Genomic DNA, 25,270 nt, shown 5'->3' with positions numbered 1-25,270 from the left:
CCCGGTCCAAACAAACCAGGCATGTTAAGAAAGAAGGCTAGGAGCCGAGTTAGCTGAGGGTCGAACGTGTAATTAAGGTTTTGCCCGTGCCCGGATAGTACCTTAATTGCCAGTTTTCACTGCCTTTTGCGCGATTATCGCGAATATAGTTAAAGTAACAATAGGTGTTACTATTACTGATCTCCCCACCAGAGTACCAGTAGATGATATCGTTACTGCCACCAAACGACGCATTATCATGTGGCGCCAGCTGGTAGTCGTTATTATCTAACAAGCCTTCCCAAAGTTGACGACAAAACTCCCCTTGCAGCAGGGTACCATTGTTTCCACTTGTCTGGGTTGTCTGCCCCAGCGGGTAGCCTGTGGTGGTCGAATCGATAGTACCGTCACCAAAACAGGCGAGATCCACCACATGACCACTCGCCCCTGAAGCCGCCCAGCAGCTGTGATAGAGGGACACACCCGAGGTAAAGGCGGCAAACGCTCCCTTCGCCGCGCTGTCGTGGGCATCCTGGCCCACAGAGATAAACCTTGGCAAGGCAACCACGGCCAGTATCGCCAACACGACAATCACCACCACCAACTCAATCAGGGTAAATCCGCTAGCTCTACGCATCTGAATTCAAGACCTTAATAAGCAATACATAAAAAAATGCAGTAAAACGATTCTTCAAATAATTGTATTACGCCTTTAGCAAAATCCCAGCCGGCAAATGTGCAAAATGCGATAGGCGCATGATTTTTATTAATTAAATAGAATATTTTTAGTGAACAAACAAAAAGGCCCCAACTTGCGTTGAGACCTTTTTGTCATCAATTGATGGTACCCGAGGCCGGACTTGAACCGGCACGCTGTTACCAGCGAGGGATTTTAAATCCCTCGAATAATTATTATATATCATAGGTTTACAAAAATCTTCCGAACATGAACTATAGTTTTTCACTCGTTAACCTGTTGTTATTCAAGAATATTAAAAACCATGTTCGGAAAGATTTTTGCCGTTAGCTGCGCTTTTAACCCAGAAAAGTCAACGGTAGTTAGTTTGGGCACCTGAAGGACATGAGCTAATATTGTTTAAAGGCACAAATCATGATTATCGCAGGCGCGTGGGTTACATTAACGTCAATACAAGACGATTTTGCCTTTTTGACCATGCCTAGCTAGCAAAAAGTATGGCTTCAGAGGCACAATCCGTCTTTATCACCCTGACCATCGGATTCGTGATGGCGATCGTTTTAGGATTTATGAATGGTTTCATCGCTGGCTTGGCGACTTTTGCCGTTGGTATATTACTCGCACGATTCGTTGGAAGAGTGCACAGCTTTTTTATCGATAAAAAACTATCAAAACTTGCCGAAGAAACCCTAAATTCCGCCTACTTGTTTAATTCGTTTATGCAAGAGTCTATTGAGAACTTGAGCGAATCTACTGCTAGAATTACGGGGCCGTAATTATTGACTGAAACGCGATACTATCGCGTTTCAGCGTTTTTTGTAGCTGATGTTTAATTAAGTCTGCATACACAAACCAAGCCTTAAAATTATAAATAACGGCGTAATATAGTTTTCAACACTCCATGAAAATAGTGAAATAAACAGGATTGTTATTAATAGAGGTAACCCATAAGTAAAAACCAAAGCTTACAATTACATCTTAAGTTATTACGTGACCTTAATGCGAACAATTACTTATTAGTGACTGCGTAAACGTCCACCTCTAACCTCAAACTCAACATCTCTGTACTTTAAAACTCTAAATGCAATCTTTGCAATTGTTCTACTCTGACCAATCCAATACATGTAAGCATCATCTTTTCTGTTGTTTCTATGTTCAACTATACCGCAGCCATAAACCCTAAGAATTCTAAACTTCTTCGCAATCTCCTCAGCATTAACCATAACAAAACCTCGTCGATTTATCTCATTTGCTAAATCAACCGAAGAATGTCTTGTTCTATTATTCTTTTGCAACATAATCAGACTCATCATTTCACCAACAACAGGATCATTCTTTGTTAAATCTATTAACTGTTTTTCGTAAAATACTGGCACTACTTTAATTGAACTTAATCTCATGGTTTTGCCTCTCCAGAAGTTTTATAAATTTGATTAAAACCTCCCAGCAACTTTTGCAAATATAAACTAAACATCTGACGAAAGCAATTTAATCAAAGCCTTGCGTAAGAACATTGTTTCTATTTGCGCCTGTTGGCTGAGAACAATTGAAAATATATACGAAGTAAAGAAAGTGTCAACAGATCAGAGATGGCGCATGGATTAAGAAACAAATTAAAAATAGACCAAGCTGTACATGGATGGACCAAAAAAACAATGTTATTTCTACAAAATAATATTTTATTGTATATTTCTCTAGAGCAAAATGTACATTTATCTCCAGAAACACCCCTCCCATTTAAACGCAAAATATTGATTTGGCGCATATTGTTCTTAGCACCATAAAAACACCAACCTTAATTAAAATGCGCACCAAGACTTACTGAAAACAATTATTCTTAACAAAATCAAATAAAAGCACATATATTAATGTTCTGTTTTGTATTTTAGTACCTAAAATATACGGTTAGCACTCAGCCAAAATTTTTTTCAAAGACCCACTCGAATGATTATTTTTTGTACTATTTGACATCAGATATCGACGTAGCCCTCCATCAAAGATACGGTAAGCAGTCCTGTATGATCGCTGAACTCCCGGAACAGCACCAAAAAACTCTTCTGCTAAATTTTGGGCGTCTTCCCCCCCACCCCAAACAAATCATTACTTGGCACTATAGGCGTCATCGGCAGGACCTCCTGCCAATATAACCAAACAAGGAGATAGAAGATGTCTAATACCAAGACCCCAATGACCCCTGAAGCCGCTGCTCGCATTCAAAGCTCTACCGCAAAACAGAACAGTGGTTCTGTACCTAAAGGCAGTTTTGCTGCCAGGGCACAAAGCGGCGCTGCAAAGAATTCAAATAACAAGGGAGGTAAGTAACATGGCTAAGCACGATGACGATAACCGTAGTTGCCAGCTAAACCCCGAGCATGATGCTTATTGGCAAAGCCGGGGTGAAGATGAGCGTCCTGAAGATTGGCAGGACCGCCTGGAGGACGAATGAAAGTTCACCCCAGGTGACGTAGTATGAGAACAATAGCCGGAGTATCACACTCCGGCTATTCTATTCATGTGCTTTTGTAAATGATGACGATAGTAGACTTCGTAACGCCCGATGGCGGCAAAGAGTCCATCGACTATAGGCTCTACAGTGTCTATTTCTTTAGACTTTAATAGAGTCTCGTGACATTTCATAATTTCCTTATCGAGCCAGATTGCCATCATGCATAAGAGCGTTATTTGGGTATTATTCGCCTGGCCAAGGTCTTTAGTAAGATTATCTAAAAATGTCTCGACCGATTGCATAGTTGGGAACTCCTTTCCGCTTTGCCAAGATTTAAACTTTTTGTAGTGCCTGTCAGCGTCAGACTCTTCTGATGGGTTAATTGGATCTAGCACCATAGGAAGGCTCATTGACATTTCCCGCTTACTAAGCTCTTTACAATTATTCTCTTTATTGATTTTCGAAATCACATCACGAATCTCTTCGAGTAATTCGCCAAAGCAGGTAAGATTGTACTTTTCCAGTTTAGATTTTTTAACAAAACGCGTTATTGACCGACACAAAATGCCATTTTTGGTTTTAAGTTCATCTCTATTCGGAGTGTACGTTATAACACAGCCAACCTCATAGCTTGAAAAAAGATTAAAAAAGAAATCGAAGTGGAGGTGAAAGTACGATTTAAAAAGCGATAGTTTGCATTCATCATCAAATCTTCCATCCTCATACAAAAATAGTGAGCGCTGATAATTTTCAAATGCTGAATCTGGTATTTCGGTACAATTATGCCAATAGGTTCTCATTGCAGAAAACACCTCAGCTGAACTTTCTGAACATATTGCTCCAGAATCAACCCTTCCTTTAATAACCTTAATCATTTCAATATTGATATCACACCTTTCTTCCAAAAATACAAAAAGTGGATAATACTCAGAAATAACATATGGGTCATGAAATGATTCACTTGTTCTTATACCTGCCATCAAACACAGCCAATCGCCAGATGTTGAAGTATCAACTGCACCTCTCTTGAATATTTCTGTTGTTCTTAAATCAATCTCTCGAGAAAATTTTGCTATTACAGGCTTAAGCCATTCGATAAACTTCTTGGCTGTTGGATTACCAACCCCTTTATTGAACATAGCAGAACGACTATTACGGCTTATTCTTAGCTTTCTGCCTTGTTGTTCTTCCATAAACTCGATCAGTTTGTTAAACGGCATGCCCATTATGCATTCACTACATTGGTAGAATGATGGTAAGAAGAAATTGTGAGTCTTAGGCTTGCCCAAACTAAACTTTTGAGTTTTTTCTCGAGGTTTCTGAATATGAGCCTCAAGCATGCTAAGAATATCGAAGCTAGTCTCGCCGAATTCCATCATAGCATCAGCAGATGCATCAATTTTAGCCTTGGTTTGGCATGGTTTCTTTGTATCGTTCGTATACCGAATCACAGACATTTAACTCCCTGTGTTGCTATGATATTTTTATAATGTCAACTTCCTTGGCTATTTCGAACTAATGAGAAAATCGTGTCAATTCATCCTCAAAGGTAGCTACAATACCTGAGTGTTGAGCCTTATCCCAAATAGCCATCTTATCAGCCATGCTAAGCCATAGCTCCAAAGCGGCACGATGACCAAAATTCTCTCGCTCTGGATCAACATCTTGCAGAAATGCTGCCGGACAACTGACAAGTTCTTCAATTGAGCAACGACCCTGAACTCTAATCGCGGAAGCCCGCTGAGAGGCGTATTCGTAAACCGGCAGACGAAGCCCCTGCGCGATTGGTTCGAGTAATTTTGGCGGCACGTAGCAGCCAAAAACAACCGAATATTTTCGTAGCATGTAGGCTAAATTTACCGCGAGATACCCCCGAGTTCGCCAGTAGAATGCCCCCTCGTAAAGTACCAGTTCGAAACGGTAAATAGTGCGCTGGTTTACCTCGCCAATGGGTACAGAGATCATCAAGAGTCCAGTATGATCTGGGTAGAATGGCTTACTGCGGGTAGGCAGATATAGCTCTGCCCTAACTGGCATGCTGCTGTTTGCACATAGGCTATCAATATAGGATTCAAAACCTTGGGGGTTCTTATAGAAACTCTGAGGCTCATATACCTGCTCACTCGCACAGTCTAACCAGTCTTTGTTGACGCTAAATAGCTTAGTAGCTTTCTCAATATGACCACTGGTTAGTACCTTAGTGAGCGATTCGGCGGATTGGCAATCGCCAATACTGAGGCCATGGCCAAAGAAATCGGGGATTTGGCTTGGTTTTACGCCGTGGGCATTAAACAAGGCAATAAAGCGACTGGCGGGTGTCTCTGGAACAGTTGCAAGCTGCTTTTTTATCCAATCGAATGGCAGTTTAGCCAATTGAATAAACGCTATAACTTCACTAAATATCATTCTCGTTCCCTTGTTGAATCAGACGAAAAAATCTTATAAATTTACGTTCATTCTTAGATAAAAACACTATTCTATATAGTTACACGAACTGAGTATCCCAAAGCCCTTAAAGCTTTATTTGTTCGCCCATTTCTTGGTGGGGTAATTTCTGGTTTAGCCCAACCAACAACTTCCGCAATAGAATTAATTCCATAATGCTCGAACCTATAATCATCGTGTTTTCCAGCAAGATATATTCGCTCCCACATATCCTCTATTCTTCCGCCGTATATAACAAAATCCAAAAGTTCAAAAATTGATTGCCCCTTATTATTACGGCTATTAAACAACCAATCCGTAAACAATGGCAGTCGCTCATCTCGTGATAATGATTTTTGCCCTGGTTTACCAAGTGTTGCCGTACTCATTTTAATCAAGTGGTCCATTGTCGCATGAGTCGAACTTACGAGCCCTTGTAAATCATCTCTTTTAAGTGTACGAATCGTATCACGCTGTAAACATCGTTTGATGAGAGGGGCTCGAACCAGCAGGGTGTGGTCTTCTTCAGAAGGCGGTTCCGGTAGCCTTTTCCACCAAGCCAACATTGACATGAGTGCAGATTGAGGATCTTTATGATTTTTTTGATAGTATTCTTCGTAAGGGTACGTGTTATTACTTTGCCTTACTTGATTGTAATAGTAGGCATGCAAAAATTGATCTGCCTGCCAAAATTCAGGGGTACTTGACTCTATCCAAACAGGTCTAAAATCATTGATTTGTGAAGCTATATTTCTAATTGAAGACAGGGCGTAATCCCATTCTTTTTTAAAATTATCTTTTTTCCTGTCTTTGACACTTTTATCATCAACAAAGCTAACCCCCTCCCAAACAGGTACTTTTCGTTTTCTCTCCAGTTTTCTCTCTTCAGCCATCTTTCGCGTTTTAATTTCGAAGAGAAGACTCTGCTCTTTTACAATCTCTTCAGTTAAGTCAACACAAGCATCCAAAGCCTCCAAATTATCGAAAAACTCTATAAGCTGCTCATACATTCCGCTTCCAATTAGGTCTGCTTCGGTAAAAAACACTCCAGCTTCAATGTTACTATTCCATGCTCTGTCGGTGAGATTTGCTGACCCTATATAGGCCCCATGGCCTTTCCACCAGATTACTTTACTATGCAACCTATCTGGTACCAGTTTGCAAAAAACATTATTTCTCGAATTTTTCAACAACTTAGACAAGAAAATTGGAGAAACCGGTACTTTATGGTCGTAACGCATCCAAATGTCTAATCGAAACTTATTACTCACACAATGCTCCAACAGTTCAGTCCTGTCATCACCATAGGCAATTGCAGCAACTACACCATCGAGCTCTGCTCCAGAAGGAGGGAGTAATGACCTAAAAAAATTCTTGTTTAAACCATTGGCAATTAACTTCATGATTACCACCATCCCTGTTCGCTAGAGATCCAATCCAGCTCCATTAAGCTTCAGCCAAGAAACCTGCTTCTGGTAGTCCGGCATAATTTTATCGACAAGATTCCAAAAAGCAGCACTATGATTACGCTCAATACGATGAGCTAATTCATGCACCACGATGTAATCCAGAACTGCGAGCGGTGCCATCAGGCAACGCCAATGAAAGTTGAGGTCGCCTTTTGGTGAGCAGGAGGCCCAGTGGTGCTGGAGCTCCATGACTCTGATTGCGCGGTAATCCACCCCTAGCTTTGGGGCGAAATGCTCTACCCGTTTACTAATACGAGATAACCCCTTGGTGCGATAGAAGTGTTTGAATAGCTCGCTACCGTATTCCGCTTTATCACGGCGCATGAGGAAGTAACCATTTTTCAGGATCAAGTCTTCTTTCTGCTCGTCCACCAGCTTTAAGCGATAATTGCAGCCCAGGTAGGGGAATCCCTCACCGCTCACGAACTCACGTTCGACTTTAGTGCGGTTAAGATCTTCCCACTCTGCAAGGTTACGATAAATCCAACTGCGTTTTTCCTCAATAATGCTCTCTACTTTTTCAATATCGTAACTTTCAGGCGCAAGCACAGTGACATTCCCATCCCGTTCGATAAGAATGCTGGTGGTCTTTCGCTTGCTTTGTTTCAAGCTGTATTTGATATCTTTGTATCGCATTAGTGATGTTTATTCTTATCTGGGTTGGGTAAATTGCGGTCACGCAGTTGTTTTAGTGCATCATCAACTAAGTTTCTTTCTTCGGTATAAGAAATCCGATAATTTGATTCATTAAGCCCGCGCTCTGCTCGATTTCGTTCAACCAATGCAGGTAACTCACTTTTAACTCGACCACCTTTTGAAACTATGTCTTTTATCGGTTGTCGTCCCTTCAAGGCAGTCGTTTTAATGACATCGTAGATAAAATTGGTCATTAACCCCACGACAACAGTTATAAACAAACTGCCTTTTGCTGTCTCTTTTAAGGCTACTATAGGCTTATGTCCAAAATCAGGGAAAGTTAGCTCTGATTGAATTGATAGAATTATATCGGCAAGAGCTTCTCGAACATCTTCAGCATTAAGTAAAAACTGCTTCCTGACTTCATACGGCAGCGATGAATGGTGTTCTGCGTCTTCAACATAGTGAATATCGGTTGCGACCTTAATCAACGCTAGTTCGTAGAAGCTCTCATATTGCTCCAGCTCTTGGGCCAGGAATAGATCAACACCATCCAAGTCATATTTCAACAATGAGAGGTCTGGTTGCTTGCTGATTTGTTTTTGTAACGCTTCAGGGTCAATAGCACGAAGCTTTTCGATAATTTCATCGATACGCTCATTCAACGCCTGTTCAGACAGAATTAACAATTCCCTCCTGCGCGCTAATGCCACTACTTCAGTTGTCAGTTGCTCACTTAGCTCACTCAATTGAGGGACGCCACTTAGTAAGAAGCGCATTTCAACTTTCCCTTCTAGCTCCGAAATCAAATCATCGCGTTCCCAGAAGTCTAAGCTACCAATATTCTCACCCAGCTCGTCAATAATGGCGTCGACACAGGCTTTGACCTTATCCATAGGCTTAACAGGCTCGCCATTTGGGAATGCAATGCTGACAATCAGATCAAAGAATGGATCGGCGATTTGAGCATTCGGGCCGCGTCCCGCATCGATTTCATCTCGTAAAGCACTCAGCTCTATGATCATCTTTTCCCAGTTGCCGGAGTGCTTTTTGATGATTTCATCCAGCTTCTCACTCATTTTTTTGTGGAAGACTGGGTCATCATCCGCATTGACTTTGCAGTGCTTACGAATGGCGTGTTCCATCTCACTCGCTTGCGCTTGTAAATCCGGCTCTTTACCCATGTGCGTCATGAACGCATCACTGAACAGATCAATCGGTTTAATTTTAGGGTTAATGCCCAAACTGATCAGATGCTCGTTCACAAGGTGGCGAATTTTTGCGCCAACGCCTTGGAAGCTCATGCTGTCATCTTGGTAACGCTGGCGTGCTTTGGCTTGAATGTGCACAAACTGGTACATCGGCGTTTTGTAAGGGTCCGCCAAAGAGTTAGGCATGATGATGTCCATGCTTTGAAGAAACTTCTTCAAGAACACATTGAAACTGTCACGCTGGCGAGGATCTTCTAAAACAGCAATCGCTTGCAGCTGAACTTGATAGTGCTCATCGACACTAAGCTTCTGGTTCACAAACGCTTCGATGTTATGAACCTTGAGTTCGGTAAACAGCTGAAGCAATCGGCGATATCGACTTTCCAAAACCGGCACTTCGCTATCAATATTTTGCAAACTTTCCAGAATGTCGTCTTGGTCATCCTGCGAGTACATCGATAATGCATCTCTCAGGTGATGAGCCAGACCAATATAATCGACGATATACCCACGCTGCTTTTCTTTCGCAGTGCGGTTTACACGGGCAATGGTTTGCAGCAAGTTATGCTCTCGCAGCTTTTTATCGAGGTACATCACCTGTTCAATAGGCGCATCGAAGCCCGTTAACAGCATGTCGCAGACAATCAAGAAAGCAACGCCGGTATTTGGCTTGCTGTGATCAAACTTCTTCTTGAAGCTCTCGACGGCTTTTAGCTCTTTGGCCTGCTTTCTGGCATAGGTGAATGACGCGGCTTCATTGGTGTCATCACTGGAGATCACGACTGCCGTTTTCAAAAACTCAAGGCGTTCAAGCCAAGCCTTATCAATGCATTGCTCTGGCTGCTTTTTGTATCGCTCGATTTCTTTCGCCAGCGCTTTTTCAATGTAGGTATGGTAATGAATAGCAGCTTGCTTGGAAGAGCACACCACCTGAGCTTTAAAACCTGCTGGCAAAATCTGCCGTATGTAGTGCTTTACTAGGTCCTCTGCGATTTCTTCAATGCGCTTCTCTGCTTCAAGAATATCCCCTTCCGCACCGTATTTTTTACGGATCTCTCTGAGCTCTTCTTCTGTTCTGTCCGCAAAGAGATCTTCAAACTTGGTATCAAACCCCGCTTTATCGTAGATCGCGCTGTCAGCAGTTTTACCTTCGTAAAGGATTTTTAACGTGGCACCATCATCGACAGCATCCTGAAGCTTATATTTGTCGATATAGGCTTTTTCTTGGCTAACGCCAAAACGCTTCCAGGTTGGATAAGTGTGGTGGTCAGCAATAAGCGGCGTTCCCGTGAACGCTACTCGGGTTGATTTTGGGAAAGCATCAAACAGATTGTCTGAAAGACTGGGACGGTCTTTGCCGCCTCGCTGGGTACGGTGCGCTTCATCTACCAAGATCAGCACCTTTTCACCGGCGTTGATCACGCCGAAAGGTCGATGCATGACGATTTCAGCGTCAAAATCAGCTTCCAGCTCCTCAATACGCTCAACATCGCCCGCTTCTTTTGCTTCTGCGAGGTGCTTAGATAACAGCTTACGAACAGATTCCGGCAGGAAACTGCTGTCTTGCTCGCGGAACTTATGCACCATCACCATATTGGTATTCGAGGTGTCGTTTGCCAGCTTCTCTTTTGCTTCCTTGGTGCTCTTGATCTCAACGACCGTATCACCAATTAACGCGGCGGTATTGGTCAATTGCTCTTCAAGATCACTCCGGTCGTTGACCATCAGTACCTTGTAACTTTTCAGCTCTGGATGGCGACGAAGCTTACGCACCAAGAACACCATGGTCAGGCTTTTTCCGCTTCCCTGGGTATGCCAAACCACGCCTGAACGTTGAATCCCCGTTTCGCCCTGCTCCATACGCTCAATGATTTTCTGCACCGCGCGAAATTGCTGGTAACGGCAAATCACTTTTACCCGAGGGCCATTGTCGGTATCCATAAACAGGGTAAAACAACGGATGATATCAAGCAGTCTTTGTGGGTGGAGCATGCCCTGAACGAGCTTTTCCTGACTGCGATGGGTGCCAATTTCCGGTGCGATATAGGGCTCTGTATCGGGGTAGATGGTTTTCCAGTTGAAGTAGTAATCTTCATTCGAGGTGATAGTGCCCACTTTACAATCATCACCGTAAGTGCTGATCATCAACTGGTTAGTAAAGAACAGAGCGGGTTCACCTTCGCGCAGTTTACTGTGTTCGGGCTCGCGCAAGTCTGCATAGCGACGCAATTGGTCAATGCCTGCTGCCATGGGGTTACAGCAATGCTGTGACTGCTCTTTACACTCAATCACCACCAACGGCAGGCCGTTGACGAACAATACAATGTCTGGGCGTATGTGCTCTTTACCTAGCCCTGGGGTATCAACGCGGAACTGGTTGATGGCGGTGAAAGTGTTGTTTTCCCAGTTATCAAAATCAATCAGCTTAACAACCGGATCTTCTTCGCCGGTCAGTTCGTTGCGGTCGAGCTGCCATTTGTGGAGACGACCAATAAACTCTTCATTGGCCGCCAGTAATTTGTGAGTACCAAAGTCGGTGACATCATCAAGCAAGACATCCAGTTGGCTATCCGTCAGCCAAGGCTTGCCGTCATCAGTGGTATTAATGCGGTGTACTGCGGTTTTAAAAATGTCTTTTAAGATGACTTCACGAAAAGAGCTGCGAAAGCTGGTGGTTGGGTCGGTCGGCACACCTTGCCCTAAATCCGTCACATCCCAGCCCATGCTTTTAAGCTGGTTTAGCAGCGGCTTTTCTACCAGTTGGTACTCTGACATTGTTTGATTTCCTTATTACTGGCAGCGAGGCATTTACCTGCTGCCACTTTTTATTATGCGGGGACTGAGACTTTGCCTGTTAAGAGGTCTTGCATTAGGCCGGATTTTTGGGCTTTTGTTTTTGCCAAAAAAGCCAACTCGGTATGAATTTTTTTATTAATTTGATTTAGACATTTGGCAATGTCTTGTTGTTCTTCAACTGAAGGAACAGCTACACGCACCCTTTTGATAACATCGACTCCAAGAGTTGGTACTCCGCTGTTACTATTCATCTCAAAATCAATGGCTTCTAGATATTGTGTACTTCTTGCTAGCCATAGTAAGAAATCTGGGAATACGCCAGCCTTGGCCTTCATCACAACAACAGTGTGTGAGAAAACCTTTTTAGCTTCACCATATTGGCGCGCAAAACCGATTCTTCCTTTGCGGGCAAAAATCACGTCATCTTTTTGGTACTTACATCGTTCAAATTGCTTTTCAAATTCACTATCAGGTACAAGCTTAGATTTGACGAGGTTAAACCCGTCAGTACCTTCAAAATTTTCAGTTGAAGCAATTGGAACTCCGCCAATTGAGACACTGTCTGGGTAGCGATGGCTTGGATTGGGGTCAATCACCTCACTTAATTGCTCAAAGGGGGCAATATCCCACCCCTTCGGCAACATCCCCAATGGCGTCTTGTAGTAAAGCTCTGGCGCTTCTCCAAACGTTGGGCGAAGGGCTTTGGTTTCTGGGTCGATACCTCGGCTAAACAAATCCGCCATCATGCCTTGCTTGATAGCAGTGTATTTTTCGATAAGGGCTTGTGTGGCGTCGAGTTCAGAGTTAAGGCATTGGATTATATCTGTGACTTTTGCGCCCACTCTACGACTCTTTGGCATAGGAATTTTCATTTCCGAAAGATCTTTTGCGCAAATAGCATCAAACGTTGAACCTTGAGCACGACGATGAAGAAAACTAGCCGATACAGTGAACGCCTCCCTCAAATATAACGCCGAGACAATATTGCTTTTAACCGCAGCTAACCCTCGCCCAATACAATAATCTTTGTCTGCAACATTGGTTGTGCCAACTGGCGCTCTTACACTAACTAATAAGCTACCTTCTTTAGCAACCTTTCCAGGAGACGTACAAAAAACATCAGTCTCAGGATAGCTACGTGTAAAGTCTCCACAACCTTGCAAGAAAGGGATGTACCTATCATCATCTGTATATGTTTCTGAATCTGGCGATTGCCCCAGCGTAATCGCAGCAATTTTCCCTAGTTGCACCCATTCAAAATCACTCATAGCCAAGCTCCTTCATAAAGCCAGCTAATTTGCTCGCTTCCTGCTCTCGCTTGGCAATGATGCTTTTGGCGGTAACTTGGTACTTACGATGTAGGTTCTCGATTGCAGCAATACGGTCAAGCAACAATGCACGGACATAACTTTGGTATTGGCGGTCTAACTCGGTTTTGAACCTGTCCAGAATCAACACTTTCGCCTGTTCTGGTGTAATTGCCGCTCGGGCAGCCTCAAGCAGTTCATCTCGGCGTTTTTCTGTTTCCTTGATTTCCGCTTTCAGCTGTTTCAACTCATCTTCTAACGCTTTGTGTGCTGCCAGCTTGGCTTCAATCTCTGTTGCTTCAGCCACAGCAACTGCACCTTTTCTCGCGTGCTCTTTGATCTGCTCAAGGTTATCTAACTGAACGCCGAGTTCTTCCGCTAAAGCAAGAATCTCGCTATGGACTGCGAAGTTCATTTCTTTGCCTGTCAGCCCTTTTGCAAAATCCCCTTGCTTAGTGCCTTTTGGCAGTTCGGCACTGTTTTTCAGCTGGGTGAATGCATCTTTGATTTGGGCTTTCAGCACTGCCAAGCTGGTTTTTATCGTCGCTTTGTGTTCTTTCAGCTCGCCTTTAAGCTGCTTAACATACTCAGACGGCAGCGCAGGGTTTTCACCAGTTGGCTCGTAGTCCTCTTCATCTGCTGCATCCAGAAAGGCTTGTAGTTCGCTGATACGCGCCTGTTTACCCTCCAGCTCTTCCACCACATCGGCGCACTGGCTGGCAAACAGCACTTCGTCAGGAATAAGCTCAGCATTCCAGCCGCTTGCAGCAACAGATTTGAAATCTGCTTCCAGGGTTTTAAACCAATCCGCCAATGCACCACGCACCTTGTATTGGTTCAGCAGTTTGATCGGCATTAGGTGCTTTTCGATGGTATTCAGAGATTCGCGGCGCAGTGCAAATACACCTTCATCACCGAGCTTTTTGTCGCCCAGAGTTTCAAAGCCCGCAAAGTCTTGTTTCCAATCATCCAACGCGGCTTGGAAATCCGCATGTTTTTTCAGCACTGCTGGGAAGTTTTCGATGTGCGGTTTGAGCGATGACAGCGCTTCAAACTCATCGGCAAAATCTTGAAACTCGTTGTTAGAACGTGGGACGAACAGGATTTCTTTCAAGCCTGGGTAATCATTCCAAGTGCTTTGCAGCGCATCAATTTCTTTGGTTGGAATACCACCGTTTAAGTGTGCTTTAACGTTTTGAGGCTCAGGTGCTGGGCTGTTATCGACATAGCGGCGAATATTGAAGTTGTAATCTTCACGCGCCAGTTCGTCTTTGTGAACCAAACGCGCATATTTTTCGACGCCAGGATGCTTATCATCTTCCAGCATGGCTTTATAGACGCTGGTGATTTTCTCAATATCTTCAGGGCGTAGGCTGTTTTGGTTTTTGCCTTCACGATATTCACGGTCAGCGTTAATAAACAGCACTGAGTCTCGGTTTTTACACCCTGCTTTATTCAACACCAACACACAGGCAGGAATGCCCGTACCGTAGAACAAACCTTGCGGCAGGCCAATCACGGCTTCAAGAATGCCGCGCTCAATGAAGTCTTGGCGGCAAGTACGCTCTTCAGCGCCACGGAACAATACGCCATGAGGCATCACCACGGCAGCTTTACCGTTGGCTTTGAGCGAGGCCACCATGTGCTGCACAAACATCAAGTCTGCTTTCTTACCAGACTCTGGCATAAAGGTGTTAAAGCGTTCTTTGAGCTGCATATCCGCTTTCTTATAGTTTTGTGAAAACGGAGGGTTGGCAATTACGCGATCGAAAGGACGCACTTCACCATCTTTGGTTCGGTGCAGTGGTGTGGCTAGCGTGTCACCATTTTCAATGTCTGCACCACCTGTTCCGTGCAAGATCATGTTCATCTTACAGATAGACCAGGTGCCACCATTGTCTTCTTGGCCGAACAGGTGAATTTTCTTAACGTTGCCGCCGGTTTCCTGCACGTAGTTGCGGCTTTGGATTAGCATACCGCCTGAACCACAGGTGGGGTCGTAAATCTCCATGCCTTCAGCAGGCTCAAGAATTTCTACCAGCAAGCGCACTACTTCAGCAGGGGTATAGAACTCACCACCTTTTTTGCCTGCACTGTCGGCGAAGTATTTGATCAAGTATTCGTAGGCTGCGCCCAATAGATCGGGGAATTCGAAATCGTCATTTGAGAGAGGGATGCTGTCAAAGTGCTGAATAAACTCAACCAGACGCTCATCAGGGATAGGCTTTTTACCCACCTTACGGTTGAAGTTAATGTGCTTGAGTACGCCTTCCAAGCCTTTCTTGGTATTGCTCTCTTCCAATGCTTCAAGCGCTTTGTTTAGCCCTGAACCAACGTTGGTTTTTAAATGACGCAGATTTTCCCAACGCGCTTTCTCTGGTACGAAAAAACTAAACTGAGACGCTTTAGCAACTACGGTTTGGATAGCTGCGTCACTATGACCTGCTTTTTTTAACTCTTTTACTTTGGTTTCATAGTCTTTATGAAACTGGTCAGACATACGTTTAAGGAATAGAATCCCGAAAATGTACTCTTTGTATTCAGAAGCATCCATCTTGCCCCGCAGAATGTCACAAGCTTCAAAAAGCTTACGGGACAGTTTGTTAAGCGTCAGTTTTTGCATTTTATTTCCAAAAGTTATTGAAGATCTATCTTAGTAATCAGTTTTATTGAGGGCCTAAATTCACTCAGACAAAAATAAATACAAAGTAAAAGTTGGCTAGTCTACCAAAAAATAATCTGAGTCTATCGCCTTTACGGCATATAGCTCGCGAGTCGAAACGCCAACATTGTGCTCTATCATCAGCGCCGCGAGTTCACGGCCATCGATGAGCACTATGCGCTTTTCAATCATTGAAACAAATTCGCGAGCATCTTTGCTGAAACTGGAGGTAGTAATAAACACCCCTTTGCGGGCACGGTGCATATCAAGTGCCCCGGCAAAGGCTTGAATGTCTGGCCTACCGACAGTGTTATCGCGATAGCGTTTGGCTTGCAGGTAGATGGAATCAAGCCCTAGCTTGTCTTCTTTGATGATGCCATCGATACCACCGTCATTGGTGTACTGAGTTGCCTGCCCTGCATCCTTTTGGCTACCGCCATAACCCATGGCCAGCATTAAATCGACCACCAGTTGCTCGAAGAACTTGGGCGACACGCTGTGGATTTGCCCCAACAGTTCATCTGCAAGCGCGGAGTTTAGTGCCGAGAAGGCTTTTGAGATTTGTTCAGAAGGCGTAAGACTTGAGTCGTCCACCGTTTCTGAAGACTTAGCCTTTGATGATTGAGATGTGGCCTGATTTGACATCTGTTTGTACTGAACAAACTCATCAAACTGACTCAGGTACTGGTTGTTGACCTTTTGATTAGAACGCAGCGCGGCTCGGCCACGCTCGGTAATGCTGCAAATGCCACGGCTTGGCTGCTCAAGAAGCCCGGCTTTAACCAAATATTCTTTGGCCCAACCCACACGGCTATAGACGTAGGTTTGCTTACCACTCGGAAGCGTCAGCGCCAACTGCTCGTTGGTGAAACCATAAGCTGCTGATGCTTCTTCTGTGATTTGACGCAACGATTTCAGTTGTCCATCAGCCAAAACCTTAAGAACCACAGGCATCATTTCTTCGTAGCTTGGAATTGTTTCAACCATCCTTGGGCCTCACCTTTAACCGGACGAATTATCTAGCGTACGCACCTAGCTCAAACGTAAACTTAAAATAGAGCAGTTACGAAGAATTTCTAATAAAAGCCAGACACTTACCAAACGGGCATAATCAAAGTCCGATATTGCCAGATACTTCAAACAATATCTAGAGTAAGCTTGCAAAGCTCAAACATTCTTAACAAAAAAAATCAACAAGTTACATAAAAATTTAAGACAAGGGTTACAACCCGGATAATGCTTAAAACTTAACCGACTAAAAGAAGCGACTGAATTAGTACCGAACTGTCATGACTTCACACGTATCTATCCGTTGCTGTATAGGGAACTTACGACTAAAGATCATGTTGTCGCTTCATTTCCATGCAAAACTCTCCGAAGGAAGAGATGCGTAAAAACAGTCTTTGTAATGCTACCATTTGATTGAAATAGGCTGCATCTTGCTCCTCAAAAATGTTTGCACCTTTCATAAAATGGGAAAGACTGCAATATACAATCAATGGATGCCACGGATTGGCTCTTTGTCCTTTGGTGGTTCTATCACTCACTTGCCAACTGCTAGGTAATTCTTTCTGTAGATCTTTCACGAAGCGGTCATAGTGTCCACCTGTTTTCAACTTTGATTGAAGTTTTTTATTCACACTTAATATAACGGTTGCAATCGGGCCGTCAGTAAGTAAATCGCTTGCTCTGTGATCCTCTCCGTCAATCATGAATCCACAAAATAATGCGGGCTTCCAACCAACTTCATCATTTTCAGTGCTGTTAGAGCAGAATTCCAATCCAATGCGTCCCCAGCAATCATATTTACCGCGAGAACAGCGATGCTTGGCAGAGTGATGGAAGTTAATATCACTATCATATACAGGCCATGGGCTTTCAATTGTACGCTGAACTATTTTATAGAGCTGAGCGTCAATATTTTTAGCATCGTTATAATAAGAAATAGCCAATGGGTTAATTGGTGTAAAGTTTAACAGCCCATTACTTTTAAGTAAGTGATTAAACTCACTACGCAGCCAACTTTCTCTCTCATCATTTCCCTCGAGCTCTTCAATAATTTTTGCAACTTCGTGCCAACACAATGCTATATCTGGAGACTGGCGATGCTGGCCTACATGTGCTGTAATTAAAACTATGACATAGGCATTGTTAAGATATTGCCTTGCATAGTCACGATAATTATTAAGTTGATTGGAATGCAGTTCCGACCAAATTTTATGCTCAAAAATAGCGCAAAAGTCATTATCCTCAGCAGTCCAAACTAAATCCGGAAACTTTCCAAAAAAATTAACTTGCGTTTCAATATCATTAGATCCACTGAGCGATTTAAATATGACATTATTTTGTTCTGCTTTCTTTTTTAATAAAGTTGAAAAAGCAGTTCTTACTGTCACGTCATACTTGAGAATCCATGAGAAGGCTTCAGTGATGAAGTTTTCAATTGGTGATGTTTGATGGCTAGCCGCATATTTGCTAACGTTCACCAGTAAGCTTTCCATATTGCCATTCCTTTGAAAAAACAAAAGTGTCTTTGTAAATGCACTTCGATAACTCAGAAACTCAAACAGCCTTTACGGTAAGCTTCCTAAATAACAATCATTCTTCGAAAAGCACCTAGCTGCCAGTATCTTAACCTAAAATACTATTTGGTGATCATGTCCTAAATCAATGAGAATATATACAAAAAGTTCATTTAGGCCATTGATTGCTTTGATTCTACCGCCACTATGCACTTCACATCCCCCCCTCACTTAAACGTAAGCTAACATCATAGCGCCCTTCAGGAGTTTCTCATAAAAGTTTTCATTTACGTTGCTGGAGTTACCAAAATATGATTTTGCTAGCGATTTGCAGGGTATCTAGCAACTTGGCGTACAATCTGTGCCTGTCGCGCTAAACCCACGACATGATAGCACTAAGTCAGGGTAGGTGTAGTTTTTCTGTAAGTCTGAAAGCATAACGGCACATCATCGCACAACCAACATTTGCTACTGAATTTTAAAAAGAACACAGATATTAGCTATTAGTTATATCTGATAATAAAATGCCTAAGCCTTCTAAACCAATTATTTAAAACCTAATTAATCCTTAGGTAACCCCATCTAATAACAACCATAATATACGACATCAAATAAAAGTTAATTGTTTTTATAAAAAATACACCTGCAAATGTTTGACAAAAATAAATAAATATGTTTGAAGCGTTGACATTATTAAAATGAATCGCTATAAATTCAGCACAAATAACAAACAAGAACATTTGGCATATAGACGGGAGAATATCATGAGTAACAAACCACCAGAAATGACACTATTAACAGAAAAAGAAATTGAATTAATAACAGGAGCTAAGAATCCCTCGAAACAAATTTTCATCCTAACTAAATACAAAATAAATCATATAGTCGATATACATGGGAGGCCGAGACTAACATGGCACCAGTTAAATCACCCCTTGACATCGCAATCATATAAAGAACTTCCAGATTATTCTAGCTTGCAATAAAAAACAGGAGAATTAATTATGAGTGGAGTACGAAAAAACAAAAGCGATTACTCACTGCCAAGACGAGTTTATCGTGGAAAAAGTGCTTATGAATGGAGACCAAAAGATGGAGGTGCTATTAGACTATGTAATCTTGACGCTTCAATTTCTGAAGTTTGGTATTGCTGGGAAAAAGCAGTCAATAGCGTAAATGAAGATTCTACTGTGGCGGGTTTAATCTCGCTATTCTTCCAAAGTGCGGATTTTGAAGCGCTAGGTCAAGAAACCCAAAGGGATTACCACAAATACTCAAAGAAAGTTTTAAAAGTATTTCGCAAAGTACACGTTGACGATGTAGAACCTCGCCACGTCAGGCTCTATATGGATAAACGCGGAATAGCTAGTCGAGTTCAAGCGAATAGAGAACATGCATTTTTGAGTCGCTGTTTCCGATATGGCTACGAGCGCGGGCTATGTAAGATAAATCCTTGTCAAGGCGTGCGTAAATTCAAGGAGACAAGCCGAAAACGTTATGTTACAGACGCAGAATACCAAGCGCTCTATAGTTATGCATCAGCAGTGGTCAAAGTTGCTATGGAATTGGCGTACTTATGCTGTGCAAGACAAGGCGACATCCTAAAGATGCGTACTTCTCAGCTGCTTGAAAACGGAATTTTCATTGCCCAGAGCAAAACTGGCACCGAGCAAATCAAACTCTGGTCACCACGGCTACGGGCTGCGATCGAACTGGCTAAATCTTTACCCCAACCAGGAGTTAGTTCCACTTTCGTTGTATGCAAAGAGGATGGCAGCGCCTGGTCAAGAGATGGCTTCATTAGCCGATGGGCAAGAGATAGAAATACAGCAAGGAAAGCTACCGGCCTTGCATTAGACTTTACCTTTCACGACCTTAAAGCCAAAGGCATATCCGACATCCCGGGTACACTGGAAGAAAAACAGGCGATCTCTGGACACAAATCAGTTGGACAAACGGCTCGGTATGACAGAAAAGTGAAGGAGGTTTCGAGCGTTGACAGCACACAAAAATAGCTGTGATGTTCGGAAATTATCTTCGGAAAATGTTCGGACCAGATAAAGTAGTATGCATCTACTCAACCTAAGCCATTGATTTAAATGGTACCCGAGGACGGACTTGAACCGTCACGCTGTTACCAGCGAGGGATTTTAAATCCCTTGTGTCTACCAATTCCACCACTCGGGCAAAGTGTGTTTTACCGCATATTTGCACTAAAACATAAAGTGGAGGCGCGACCCGGAGTCGAACCGAGATCGACGGATTTGCAATCCGCAGCATAGCCATTCTGCCATCGCGCCTTAGGTTAAGATTGGAGCGACATATCGGGTTCGAACCGATGACCTATACCTTGGCAAGGTATCGCTCTACCAACTGAGCTAATGTCGCTTACTTCATCTTATTCCGCGTCAGAGTCTTAACAAGCTTTCCCCTGACTGCGGATTGGCATTCTACCGATTTACCCTCAAGTGTCAACGCCCTATTTCACCTTAACGCACCGTTTGGACACTAAGTGATCGCATTGCATTTTAATTGTTCGATTCGTCTGTGAGATCCGCCCAGGCCGCCATAATGTAGCTCACCATGGACCAAAACGTCAGGATAGCCGCCACGTAAAACAGTGCCATCGCCGTGTAAGTTAGAAACTCGTTAGGCTTCCAGATAAGGCCTATGATGGCCACCATCTGCGCCGCCGTCTTATACTTGCCTATCCAGGACACGGCAACCGCGCCGCGCTTGCCGATCTCGGCCATCCATTCACGCAGTGCTGAGATCACTATCTCACGGCCAATCATAAACAGTGCCGGCAGGGTCAGCCAGATACTCTTATATTCTGCCACCAAGAGCACCAACGCCGTGGTCACCATGATCTTGTCGGCGACAGGATCTAAGAATGCACCGAAACGGGTCGATTGCTGTAATTTTCGCGCCGCGTAGCCATCTAATGCGTCGGTCACCGCCGCAAGCCAAAATACGAAGGCAGCCGCAAAGGGGGACCAAGTGTAAGGCACATAAAAAAGCACTACAAAAACAGGTAGTAATATTAATCTAAAAAATGTGAGAGCTATCGGTACATTAAACGGCATGTGAAAACCAATTATCTAAAAGCAGCGCCAATCTTGCCTTAATTTTCTCACCCTCGCAACGCATCATGTATTGTTTGTGCCATTTCTAGGCTAATGCCTGGCACTTTAGACAATTGCGCTACGCTGGCCCCCTTAACCTGCTGTAAACCACCTAAGTATTGCAGCAACGCCTTACGACGCTTTGGCCCCACCCCAGGGATAGACTCGAGCGTCGAGGTATTACGGGTCTTCTGACGTTTGTTACGGTGGCCGGTTATCGCGAAACGGTGTGACTCGTCGCGAATATGTTGGATCAGATGCAGCGCGCCGGAATCTGCCGGTAAGCTAAAGGCCACCTCGTTCTCGCCATAGATGAGGGTCTCGAGTCCGGGTTTACGCCCCTCCCCCTTTGCCACACCTATGAGCGTCGGCGCCACATCCAGGTGAGCAAATTTTTCATTAACCACCTTCTGGGCGATCCTCAACTGTCCCATGCCGCCATCGATAAAGAGGATGTCGGGGATCTTGCCGTCGGCCTCAATCTTATCGAAGCGCCTACCGATCGCCTGTTTCATCGCCGCGTAATCGTCCCCCGGGGTGATCTCTGAGATATTATAGCGGCGATATTCCCCCTTGCTCGGCCCTTCGCGATTAAACACCACACAGGAAGCCACAGTGCTCTCCCCCATGGTATGACTGATATCGAAGCATTCCATGCGATTGATCGCCTGAGTCTGCTCCAGCGCCTCCTCTAGCAACAGGAAACGCTCCTCGACGGTATTTTGGTGGGACAAACGTGTCTCTACCGCATTCTTGGCGTTAGCATCGGCGATACGCAGGAAACTGGCGCGCTCGCTACGGACCTTGGTCTTGATCAGCAGGCGTCTATTGGAGGCCTGGGCAATTGCCTCTTCCAGCTCATGAATATCTTCAAACTCGTGGCTAACCACTATCTCTCTCGGCAGGGTGCGCTGACTGTCGACATTCAGATAAAACTGCAACATGAAGGCGCGCAGCACCTCGCTGACCTCGGTCTCGTCCGGCACACTAGGATAATAACTGCGACTGCCGAAGATCTTACCGTTACGAATAAACAGCAGATGGAAACAGGCGATGCCCGAGGCGTAATAGGCGCCAATCACATCCATGTCGCCTGAGTCGCTGGACACCTCCTGTTGCTCGGCGACGCGTCGAAGCGCACTGATCTGGTCACGATAACGGGCGGCATCCTCATAATTAAGATCCATAGCCGCCTGCTCCATCTTGCCCACCAAGGTGGCGATCACCTGTTGATCCTTGCCCCGCAGAAACAGGCTCGCAAGCTTTACCTGCTCGGCGTAATCTTCATCGCTTATCTTACCCACACAGGGGGCGCTGCAGCGGGCGATCTGATACTGCAAACAGGGACGAGAGCGCGCCTTATAATAAAGATCGTCACACTGACGGATAGGAAACAGCTTCTGCATCAGATGCAGGCTTTCGCGCACCGCGCCGCCATTGGGATAGGGACCGAAATAGTGCCCCTTCTCCCGCTGAGGCCCGCGGTGATAGGCAAGCCTTGGATGGCGATGGCCGCTCAGGAAAATATAGGGATAAGACTTATCGTCTCGAAGCAGCACATTGTATCTGGGCATGTACTGCTTGATGTAATCATTTTCCAGAATCAGCGCGTCGGTCTCGCTGGGAGTCAGAGTCACATCGATATTGGCGATGTGAGACACCAAGGCCTGAGTCTTGACGTTGGGCAGATTACGTCTGAAATAGGAGCTGAGGCGCTTCTTGAGATCTTTGGCCTTGCCCACATAGATAACGACCCCCTGTGCATCGTACATGCGATAAACGCCGGCAGAGGAGGAAACGGTTTTTAAAAACTGGGTCGCATTAAAGCTATCTGTCACATCGAGGCCATAAAAGTCACGCGGGTTAACACTAGAACTGGCCGGTATCCAACATCTTGTAGCGGATCGCCAATCGGGTCAGCTCGACGTCGCCGCTGATCCCAAGCTTGGCAAATAAGCGATAACGATAGCTGTTAACTGTCTTGGGGCTCAGGTTGAGCTGCTCAGAGATATCGCTAACCCGCTCGCCATTGGTGATCATCATCATGATCTGCAATTCACGCTCAGACAGGGACTTAAACGGATTTTCTTCCGACTGGTTGAACTGACTCAGGGCCATCTGCTGAGCAATCTCCGGCGACAGATAACGCTGGCCGTGTGCCACCTGACGGATAGCCTGTATCACCTCGGGCGGCGTCGCTCCCTTGGTCAGATAACCAGAAGCGCCCGCCTGCATTACCTTGGTCGGGAAAGGATCTTCGGTATGTATGGTCAGGACGATGATCTTGGCATGGGACTGATAACGCAAGATCTTACGGGTCGCCTCGAGTCCGCCAATGCCAGGCATATTCATGTCCATCAGGATCACGTCAGCCTCGTTATTACGGCACCACTGCACGGCAGATTCGCCATCCCCTGCTTCGCCGACAACCTTGATACCGCGCTCATCCTCTAGGATGCGGCGGATTCCTGTTCTTACTAACTCATGGTCATCAACTAAAAATACAGAAATCAACTTCAATCTACCCTTCAGCTAATACTCGGCCCACATAGACGGCATGTCGGCAACAGATTGTAATTTATCCCAAATGGGATAAAGAAGAAAGCGGAAATTAAGTGCAACTAAGCATATGAATTATAAGTGAACTATTTTTATCCGCCGGCAAACTTATGGCGCAATTATAGCACTCAACCATAAGTCTCCAGTGCCCTTCATACTAAAGCACTAGCGGAAAAAAAGAAAAAGGATGCCGAGGCATCCTTTTTTATCGAGTGTGTATCGCCTTAACCCAAGGACTCGGGCACGCAGACCCAGCCTTGCATCAGCACGCGAGCACTGCGGCTCATGCTGACTTTTTCGACCTGCCAGCGACCCTCTTGCTCGCTCGCCTTGGCGCCCACCTTGAGGGTGCCAGAGGGATGACCAAAACGCACGCTCTCACGGGCCTGCCCGCCAGCCGCCTGATTGACTAAGGTGCCAGGAATCGATGCCGCCGTGCCAATGGCCACCGCCGCCGTTCCCATCATAGCGTGATGCAGCTTACCCATAGACAGCGCCCGCACATGCAGATCTATCTCATCTGCTGCGATCTGCTTACCGCTAGAAGAGGTATAGGCCTTAGCCGGAGCCACAAACGCAATCTTGGGCGTGTGTTGACGACCAGCGGCCTCATCCAGAGACTGAATCAGCCCCATCTGCAGGGCGCCGTGGGCGCGAATGGTTTCAAAGCGCTCAAGCGCGGCCGCATCGCCATTGATCGCCTCTTGCAGCTCAGTCCCCTGGTAGCCCAGCTGCTCTGCGTTGAGGAAGATAGTAGGGATCCCCGCATTGATAAAGGTGACATCGAAAACCGGCTCGCCCGGCACCTCCAGCTTGTCGACCAGATTGCCCGTAGGGAACATGTCGCCCTCGCCATCGGCCGGGTCGACAAACTCCACCAGCACTTCTGCCGCCGGAAAGGTCACACCGTCGAGCTCAAAATCCCCAAGCTCCTGCACTTCACCATCCACCATAGGCACATGGGCGATGATGGTCTTGTTGATATTGGCCTGCCAGATCTTCACCACGGCTATGCCGTTGTCTGGGATCTTAGCGCTATCCACCAAACCCTGGGTGATGGCAAAGGCGCCCACCGCCGCGGTCAGGTTACCGCAGTTACCACTCCAATCAACGAAAGGCTTGTCTATGGCCACCTGACCGAAGAGGTAATCCACGTCATGATCATCGCGTTGACTCTTATCCAGAATCACCGTCTTACTGGTGCTGGATGTAGCCCCGCCCATGCCGTCTGTCTGCTTGCCGTAGGGATCTGGACTGCCGATCACCCTAAGCAATAAGGCATCTCGGGCCGGGCCCGGCTGCTGGGCATTTAAAGGCAGATCCTTTAACGCAAAAAAGACACCCTTGCTGGTGCCACCGCGCATATAGGTTGCCGGAATTTTTATCTGTTTCATTGGCTTATCCTTTGAGAAGCGGGCAAGGCATAATCGCCCTACC

At 45.1% G+C, this 25,270-nt stretch carries 20 protein-coding genes and 3 tRNA genes; 5 read left to right on the top strand and 18 right to left on the bottom strand.

Annotated features, from left to right (window positions below):
• Positions 1–49: 49 nt before the first annotated feature.
• Positions 50–616, bottom strand: coding sequence for a prepilin-type N-terminal cleavage/methylation domain-containing protein (locus K0I63_RS09450; RefSeq protein ID WP_220083248.1), 567 nt, complete (start codon positions 614–616; stop codon positions 50–52).
• Positions 617–1,173: 557 nt separating this feature from the next.
• On the opposite strand from K0I63_RS09450, the gene K0I63_RS09445 reads away from it, so the two are divergent.
• A complete protein-coding gene (locus K0I63_RS09445; protein WP_220083247.1) occupies positions 1,174–1,452 on the top strand; it encodes a hypothetical protein in 279 nt (92 codons plus the stop codon).
• Between the two features lie 240 nt (positions 1,453–1,692).
• Here the strand turns inward: K0I63_RS09445 and K0I63_RS09440 are convergent, their stop codons facing one another.
• Positions 1,693–2,076: a hypothetical protein gene (locus tag K0I63_RS09440; protein ID WP_220045067.1), complete on the bottom strand. Its 384-nt coding sequence runs from the start codon at positions 2,074–2,076 to the stop codon at positions 1,693–1,695.
• Between the two features lie 766 nt (positions 2,077–2,842).
• On the opposite strand from K0I63_RS09440, the gene K0I63_RS09435 reads away from it, so the two are divergent.
• Together K0I63_RS09435 and K0I63_RS19985 are read left to right on the top strand one after the other, a co-directional pair.
• Positions 2,843–2,998 carry a hypothetical protein gene (locus tag K0I63_RS09435; RefSeq protein WP_220083246.1) on the top strand — a complete coding sequence of 52 codons (156 nt, stop codon included), beginning with the start codon at positions 2,843–2,845 and terminating at the stop codon, positions 2,996–2,998.
• 1 nt (position 2,999) lies between these two features.
• Entirely contained in the window at positions 3,000–3,122 is a 123-nt protein-coding gene (locus tag K0I63_RS19985; RefSeq protein WP_258406979.1) for a hypothetical protein, read from the top strand.
• A gap of 44 nt (positions 3,123–3,166) precedes the next feature.
• On the opposite strand, the gene K0I63_RS09430 is transcribed toward K0I63_RS19985, so the two are convergent.
• The 9 genes from K0I63_RS09430 to K0I63_RS09390 form a co-directional block, all read right to left on the bottom strand.
• On the bottom strand, positions 3,167–4,579 hold the full coding sequence (locus tag K0I63_RS09430) for a hypothetical protein (RefSeq protein WP_220083245.1): 1,413 nt from the start codon (positions 4,577–4,579) through the stop codon (positions 3,167–3,169).
• Positions 4,580–4,637: 58 nt separating this feature from the next.
• On the bottom strand, positions 4,638–5,528 hold the full coding sequence (locus K0I63_RS09425; protein WP_220083244.1) for a hypothetical protein: 891 nt from the start codon (positions 5,526–5,528) through the stop codon (positions 4,638–4,640).
• Between the two features lie 71 nt (positions 5,529–5,599).
• Positions 5,600–6,949: a phospholipase D-like domain-containing protein gene (locus tag K0I63_RS09420; RefSeq protein WP_220083243.1), complete on the bottom strand. Its 1,350-nt coding sequence runs from the start codon at positions 6,947–6,949 to the stop codon at positions 5,600–5,602.
• A 21-nt stretch (positions 6,950–6,970) separates the two neighbouring features.
• Complete coding sequence (locus K0I63_RS09415; RefSeq protein ID WP_220045062.1) at positions 6,971–7,651, bottom strand: M48 family metallopeptidase; 681 nt, start codon at positions 7,649–7,651, stop codon at positions 6,971–6,973.
• Positions 7,651–11,637, bottom strand: coding sequence for a type I restriction endonuclease subunit R (locus tag K0I63_RS09410; RefSeq protein ID WP_220083242.1), 3,987 nt, complete (start codon positions 11,635–11,637; stop codon positions 7,651–7,653). Before K0I63_RS09410 ends, K0I63_RS09415 begins: the two co-directional genes overlap by 1 nt.
• Before the next feature lie 53 nt (positions 11,638–11,690).
• Positions 11,691–12,926, bottom strand: coding sequence for a restriction endonuclease subunit S (locus K0I63_RS09405; RefSeq protein ID WP_220083241.1), 1,236 nt, complete (start codon positions 12,924–12,926; stop codon positions 11,691–11,693).
• Positions 12,919–15,588 carry a type I restriction-modification system subunit M gene (locus K0I63_RS09400; RefSeq protein ID WP_220083240.1) on the bottom strand — a complete coding sequence of 890 codons (2,670 nt, stop codon included), beginning with the start codon at positions 15,586–15,588 and terminating at the stop codon, positions 12,919–12,921. The genes K0I63_RS09405 and K0I63_RS09400 overlap by 8 nt, the downstream gene beginning before the upstream one ends.
• A gap of 96 nt (positions 15,589–15,684) precedes the next feature.
• On the bottom strand, positions 15,685–16,614 hold the full coding sequence (locus K0I63_RS09395; protein ID WP_220083239.1) for a restriction endonuclease: 930 nt from the start codon (positions 16,612–16,614) through the stop codon (positions 15,685–15,687).
• Between the two features lie 347 nt (positions 16,615–16,961).
• Entirely contained in the window at positions 16,962–18,128 is a 1,167-nt protein-coding gene (locus K0I63_RS09390) for a PD-(D/E)XK nuclease family protein (protein WP_220083238.1), read from the bottom strand.
• Positions 18,129–18,847: 719 nt separating this feature from the next.
• Between K0I63_RS09390 and K0I63_RS20055 the strand changes: the two genes are divergently transcribed.
• A complete protein-coding gene (locus K0I63_RS20055) occupies positions 18,848–19,135 on the top strand; it encodes a DUF4224 domain-containing protein (protein WP_350354958.1) in 288 nt (95 codons plus the stop codon).
• A gap of 18 nt (positions 19,136–19,153) precedes the next feature.
• A complete protein-coding gene (locus K0I63_RS09380; RefSeq protein ID WP_258406978.1) occupies positions 19,154–20,164 on the top strand; it encodes a tyrosine-type recombinase/integrase in 1,011 nt (336 codons plus the stop codon).
• Positions 20,165–20,249: 85 nt separating this feature from the next.
• Here the strand turns inward: K0I63_RS09380 and K0I63_RS09375 are convergent.
• The 7 genes from K0I63_RS09375 to prpF all read right to left on the bottom strand — a co-directional run bounded on the left by K0I63_RS09375 (position 20,250) and on the right by prpF (position 25,227).
• Positions 20,250–20,336, bottom strand: a tRNA-Leu gene (locus tag K0I63_RS09375).
• A gap of 39 nt (positions 20,337–20,375) precedes the next feature.
• Positions 20,376–20,449: transfer RNA gene (locus K0I63_RS09370), tRNA-Cys, on the bottom strand.
• A 12-nt stretch (positions 20,450–20,461) separates the two neighbouring features.
• A tRNA-Gly gene (locus K0I63_RS09365) sits at positions 20,462–20,537 on the bottom strand.
• 140 nt (positions 20,538–20,677) lie between these two features.
• Positions 20,678–21,235 carry a CDP-diacylglycerol--glycerol-3-phosphate 3-phosphatidyltransferase gene (gene pgsA, locus K0I63_RS09360; RefSeq protein ID WP_011865624.1) on the bottom strand — a complete coding sequence of 186 codons (558 nt, stop codon included), beginning with the start codon at positions 21,233–21,235 and terminating at the stop codon, positions 20,678–20,680.
• 47 nt (positions 21,236–21,282) lie between these two features.
• Positions 21,283–23,112 carry an excinuclease ABC subunit UvrC gene (gene uvrC, locus K0I63_RS09355; RefSeq protein WP_220083236.1) on the bottom strand — a complete coding sequence of 610 codons (1,830 nt, stop codon included), beginning with the start codon at positions 23,110–23,112 and terminating at the stop codon, positions 21,283–21,285.
• Between the two features lie 31 nt (positions 23,113–23,143).
• Positions 23,144–23,788, bottom strand: coding sequence for a UvrY/SirA/GacA family response regulator transcription factor (gene uvrY / locus K0I63_RS09350; RefSeq protein WP_220045265.1), 645 nt, complete (start codon positions 23,786–23,788; stop codon positions 23,144–23,146).
• Positions 23,789–24,057: 269 nt separating this feature from the next.
• Positions 24,058–25,227: a 2-methylaconitate cis-trans isomerase PrpF gene (gene prpF, locus K0I63_RS09345; RefSeq protein ID WP_220083235.1), complete on the bottom strand. Its 1,170-nt coding sequence runs from the start codon at positions 25,225–25,227 to the stop codon at positions 24,058–24,060.
• Positions 25,228–25,270: the final 43 nt, after the last annotated feature.

It is taken from the genome of Shewanella rhizosphaerae (assembly GCF_019457655.1).
GTDB lineage: Bacteria > Pseudomonadota > Gammaproteobacteria > Enterobacterales > Shewanellaceae > Shewanella > Shewanella loihica.
The sequence above is the reverse complement of the archived record's forward strand: the minus strand, read 5'-3'. Positions and strand labels throughout refer to the sequence as shown.

Excerpts from the sequence above, each read along its gene's own strand:
- K0I63_RS09450 (WP_220083248.1), bottom strand. The coding sequence starts at position 616 with ATGCGTAGAGCTAGCGGATTTACCCTGATTGAGTTGGTGGTGGTGATT.
- K0I63_RS09445 (WP_220083247.1), top strand. The coding sequence starts at position 1,174 with ATGGCTTCAGAGGCACAATCCGTCTTTATCACCCTGACCATCGGATTC.
- K0I63_RS09440 (WP_220045067.1), bottom strand. The coding sequence starts at position 2,076 with ATGAGATTAAGTTCAATTAAAGTAGTGCCAGTATTTTACGAAAAACAG.
- K0I63_RS09435 (WP_220083246.1), top strand. The coding sequence starts at position 2,843 with ATGTCTAATACCAAGACCCCAATGACCCCTGAAGCCGCTGCTCGCATT.
- K0I63_RS19985 (WP_258406979.1), top strand. The coding sequence starts at position 3,000 with ATGGCTAAGCACGATGACGATAACCGTAGTTGCCAGCTAAACCCCGAG.
- K0I63_RS09430 (WP_220083245.1), bottom strand. The coding sequence starts at position 4,579 with ATGTCTGTGATTCGGTATACGAACGATACAAAGAAACCATGCCAAACC.
- K0I63_RS09425 (WP_220083244.1), bottom strand. The coding sequence starts at position 5,528 with ATGATATTTAGTGAAGTTATAGCGTTTATTCAATTGGCTAAACTGCCA.
- K0I63_RS09420 (WP_220083243.1), bottom strand. The coding sequence starts at position 6,949 with ATGAAGTTAATTGCCAATGGTTTAAACAAGAATTTTTTTAGGTCATTA.
- K0I63_RS09415 (WP_220045062.1), bottom strand. The coding sequence starts at position 7,651 with ATGCGATACAAAGATATCAAATACAGCTTGAAACAAAGCAAGCGAAAG.
- K0I63_RS09410 (WP_220083242.1), bottom strand. The coding sequence starts at position 11,637 with ATGTCAGAGTACCAACTGGTAGAAAAGCCGCTGCTAAACCAGCTTAAA.
- K0I63_RS09405 (WP_220083241.1), bottom strand. The coding sequence starts at position 12,926 with ATGAGTGATTTTGAATGGGTGCAACTAGGGAAAATTGCTGCGATTACG.
- K0I63_RS09400 (WP_220083240.1), bottom strand. The coding sequence starts at position 15,588 with ATGCAAAAACTGACGCTTAACAAACTGTCCCGTAAGCTTTTTGAAGCT.
- K0I63_RS09395 (WP_220083239.1), bottom strand. The coding sequence starts at position 16,614 with ATGGTTGAAACAATTCCAAGCTACGAAGAAATGATGCCTGTGGTTCTT.
- K0I63_RS09390 (WP_220083238.1), bottom strand. The coding sequence starts at position 18,128 with ATGGAAAGCTTACTGGTGAACGTTAGCAAATATGCGGCTAGCCATCAA.
- K0I63_RS20055 (WP_350354958.1), top strand. The coding sequence starts at position 18,848 with ATGAATCGCTATAAATTCAGCACAAATAACAAACAAGAACATTTGGCA.
- K0I63_RS09380 (WP_258406978.1), top strand. The coding sequence starts at position 19,154 with ATGAGTGGAGTACGAAAAAACAAAAGCGATTACTCACTGCCAAGACGA.
- pgsA (WP_011865624.1), bottom strand. The coding sequence starts at position 21,235 with ATGCCGTTTAATGTACCGATAGCTCTCACATTTTTTAGATTAATATTA.
- prpF (WP_220083235.1), bottom strand. The coding sequence starts at position 25,227 with ATGAAACAGATAAAAATTCCGGCAACCTATATGCGCGGTGGCACCAGC.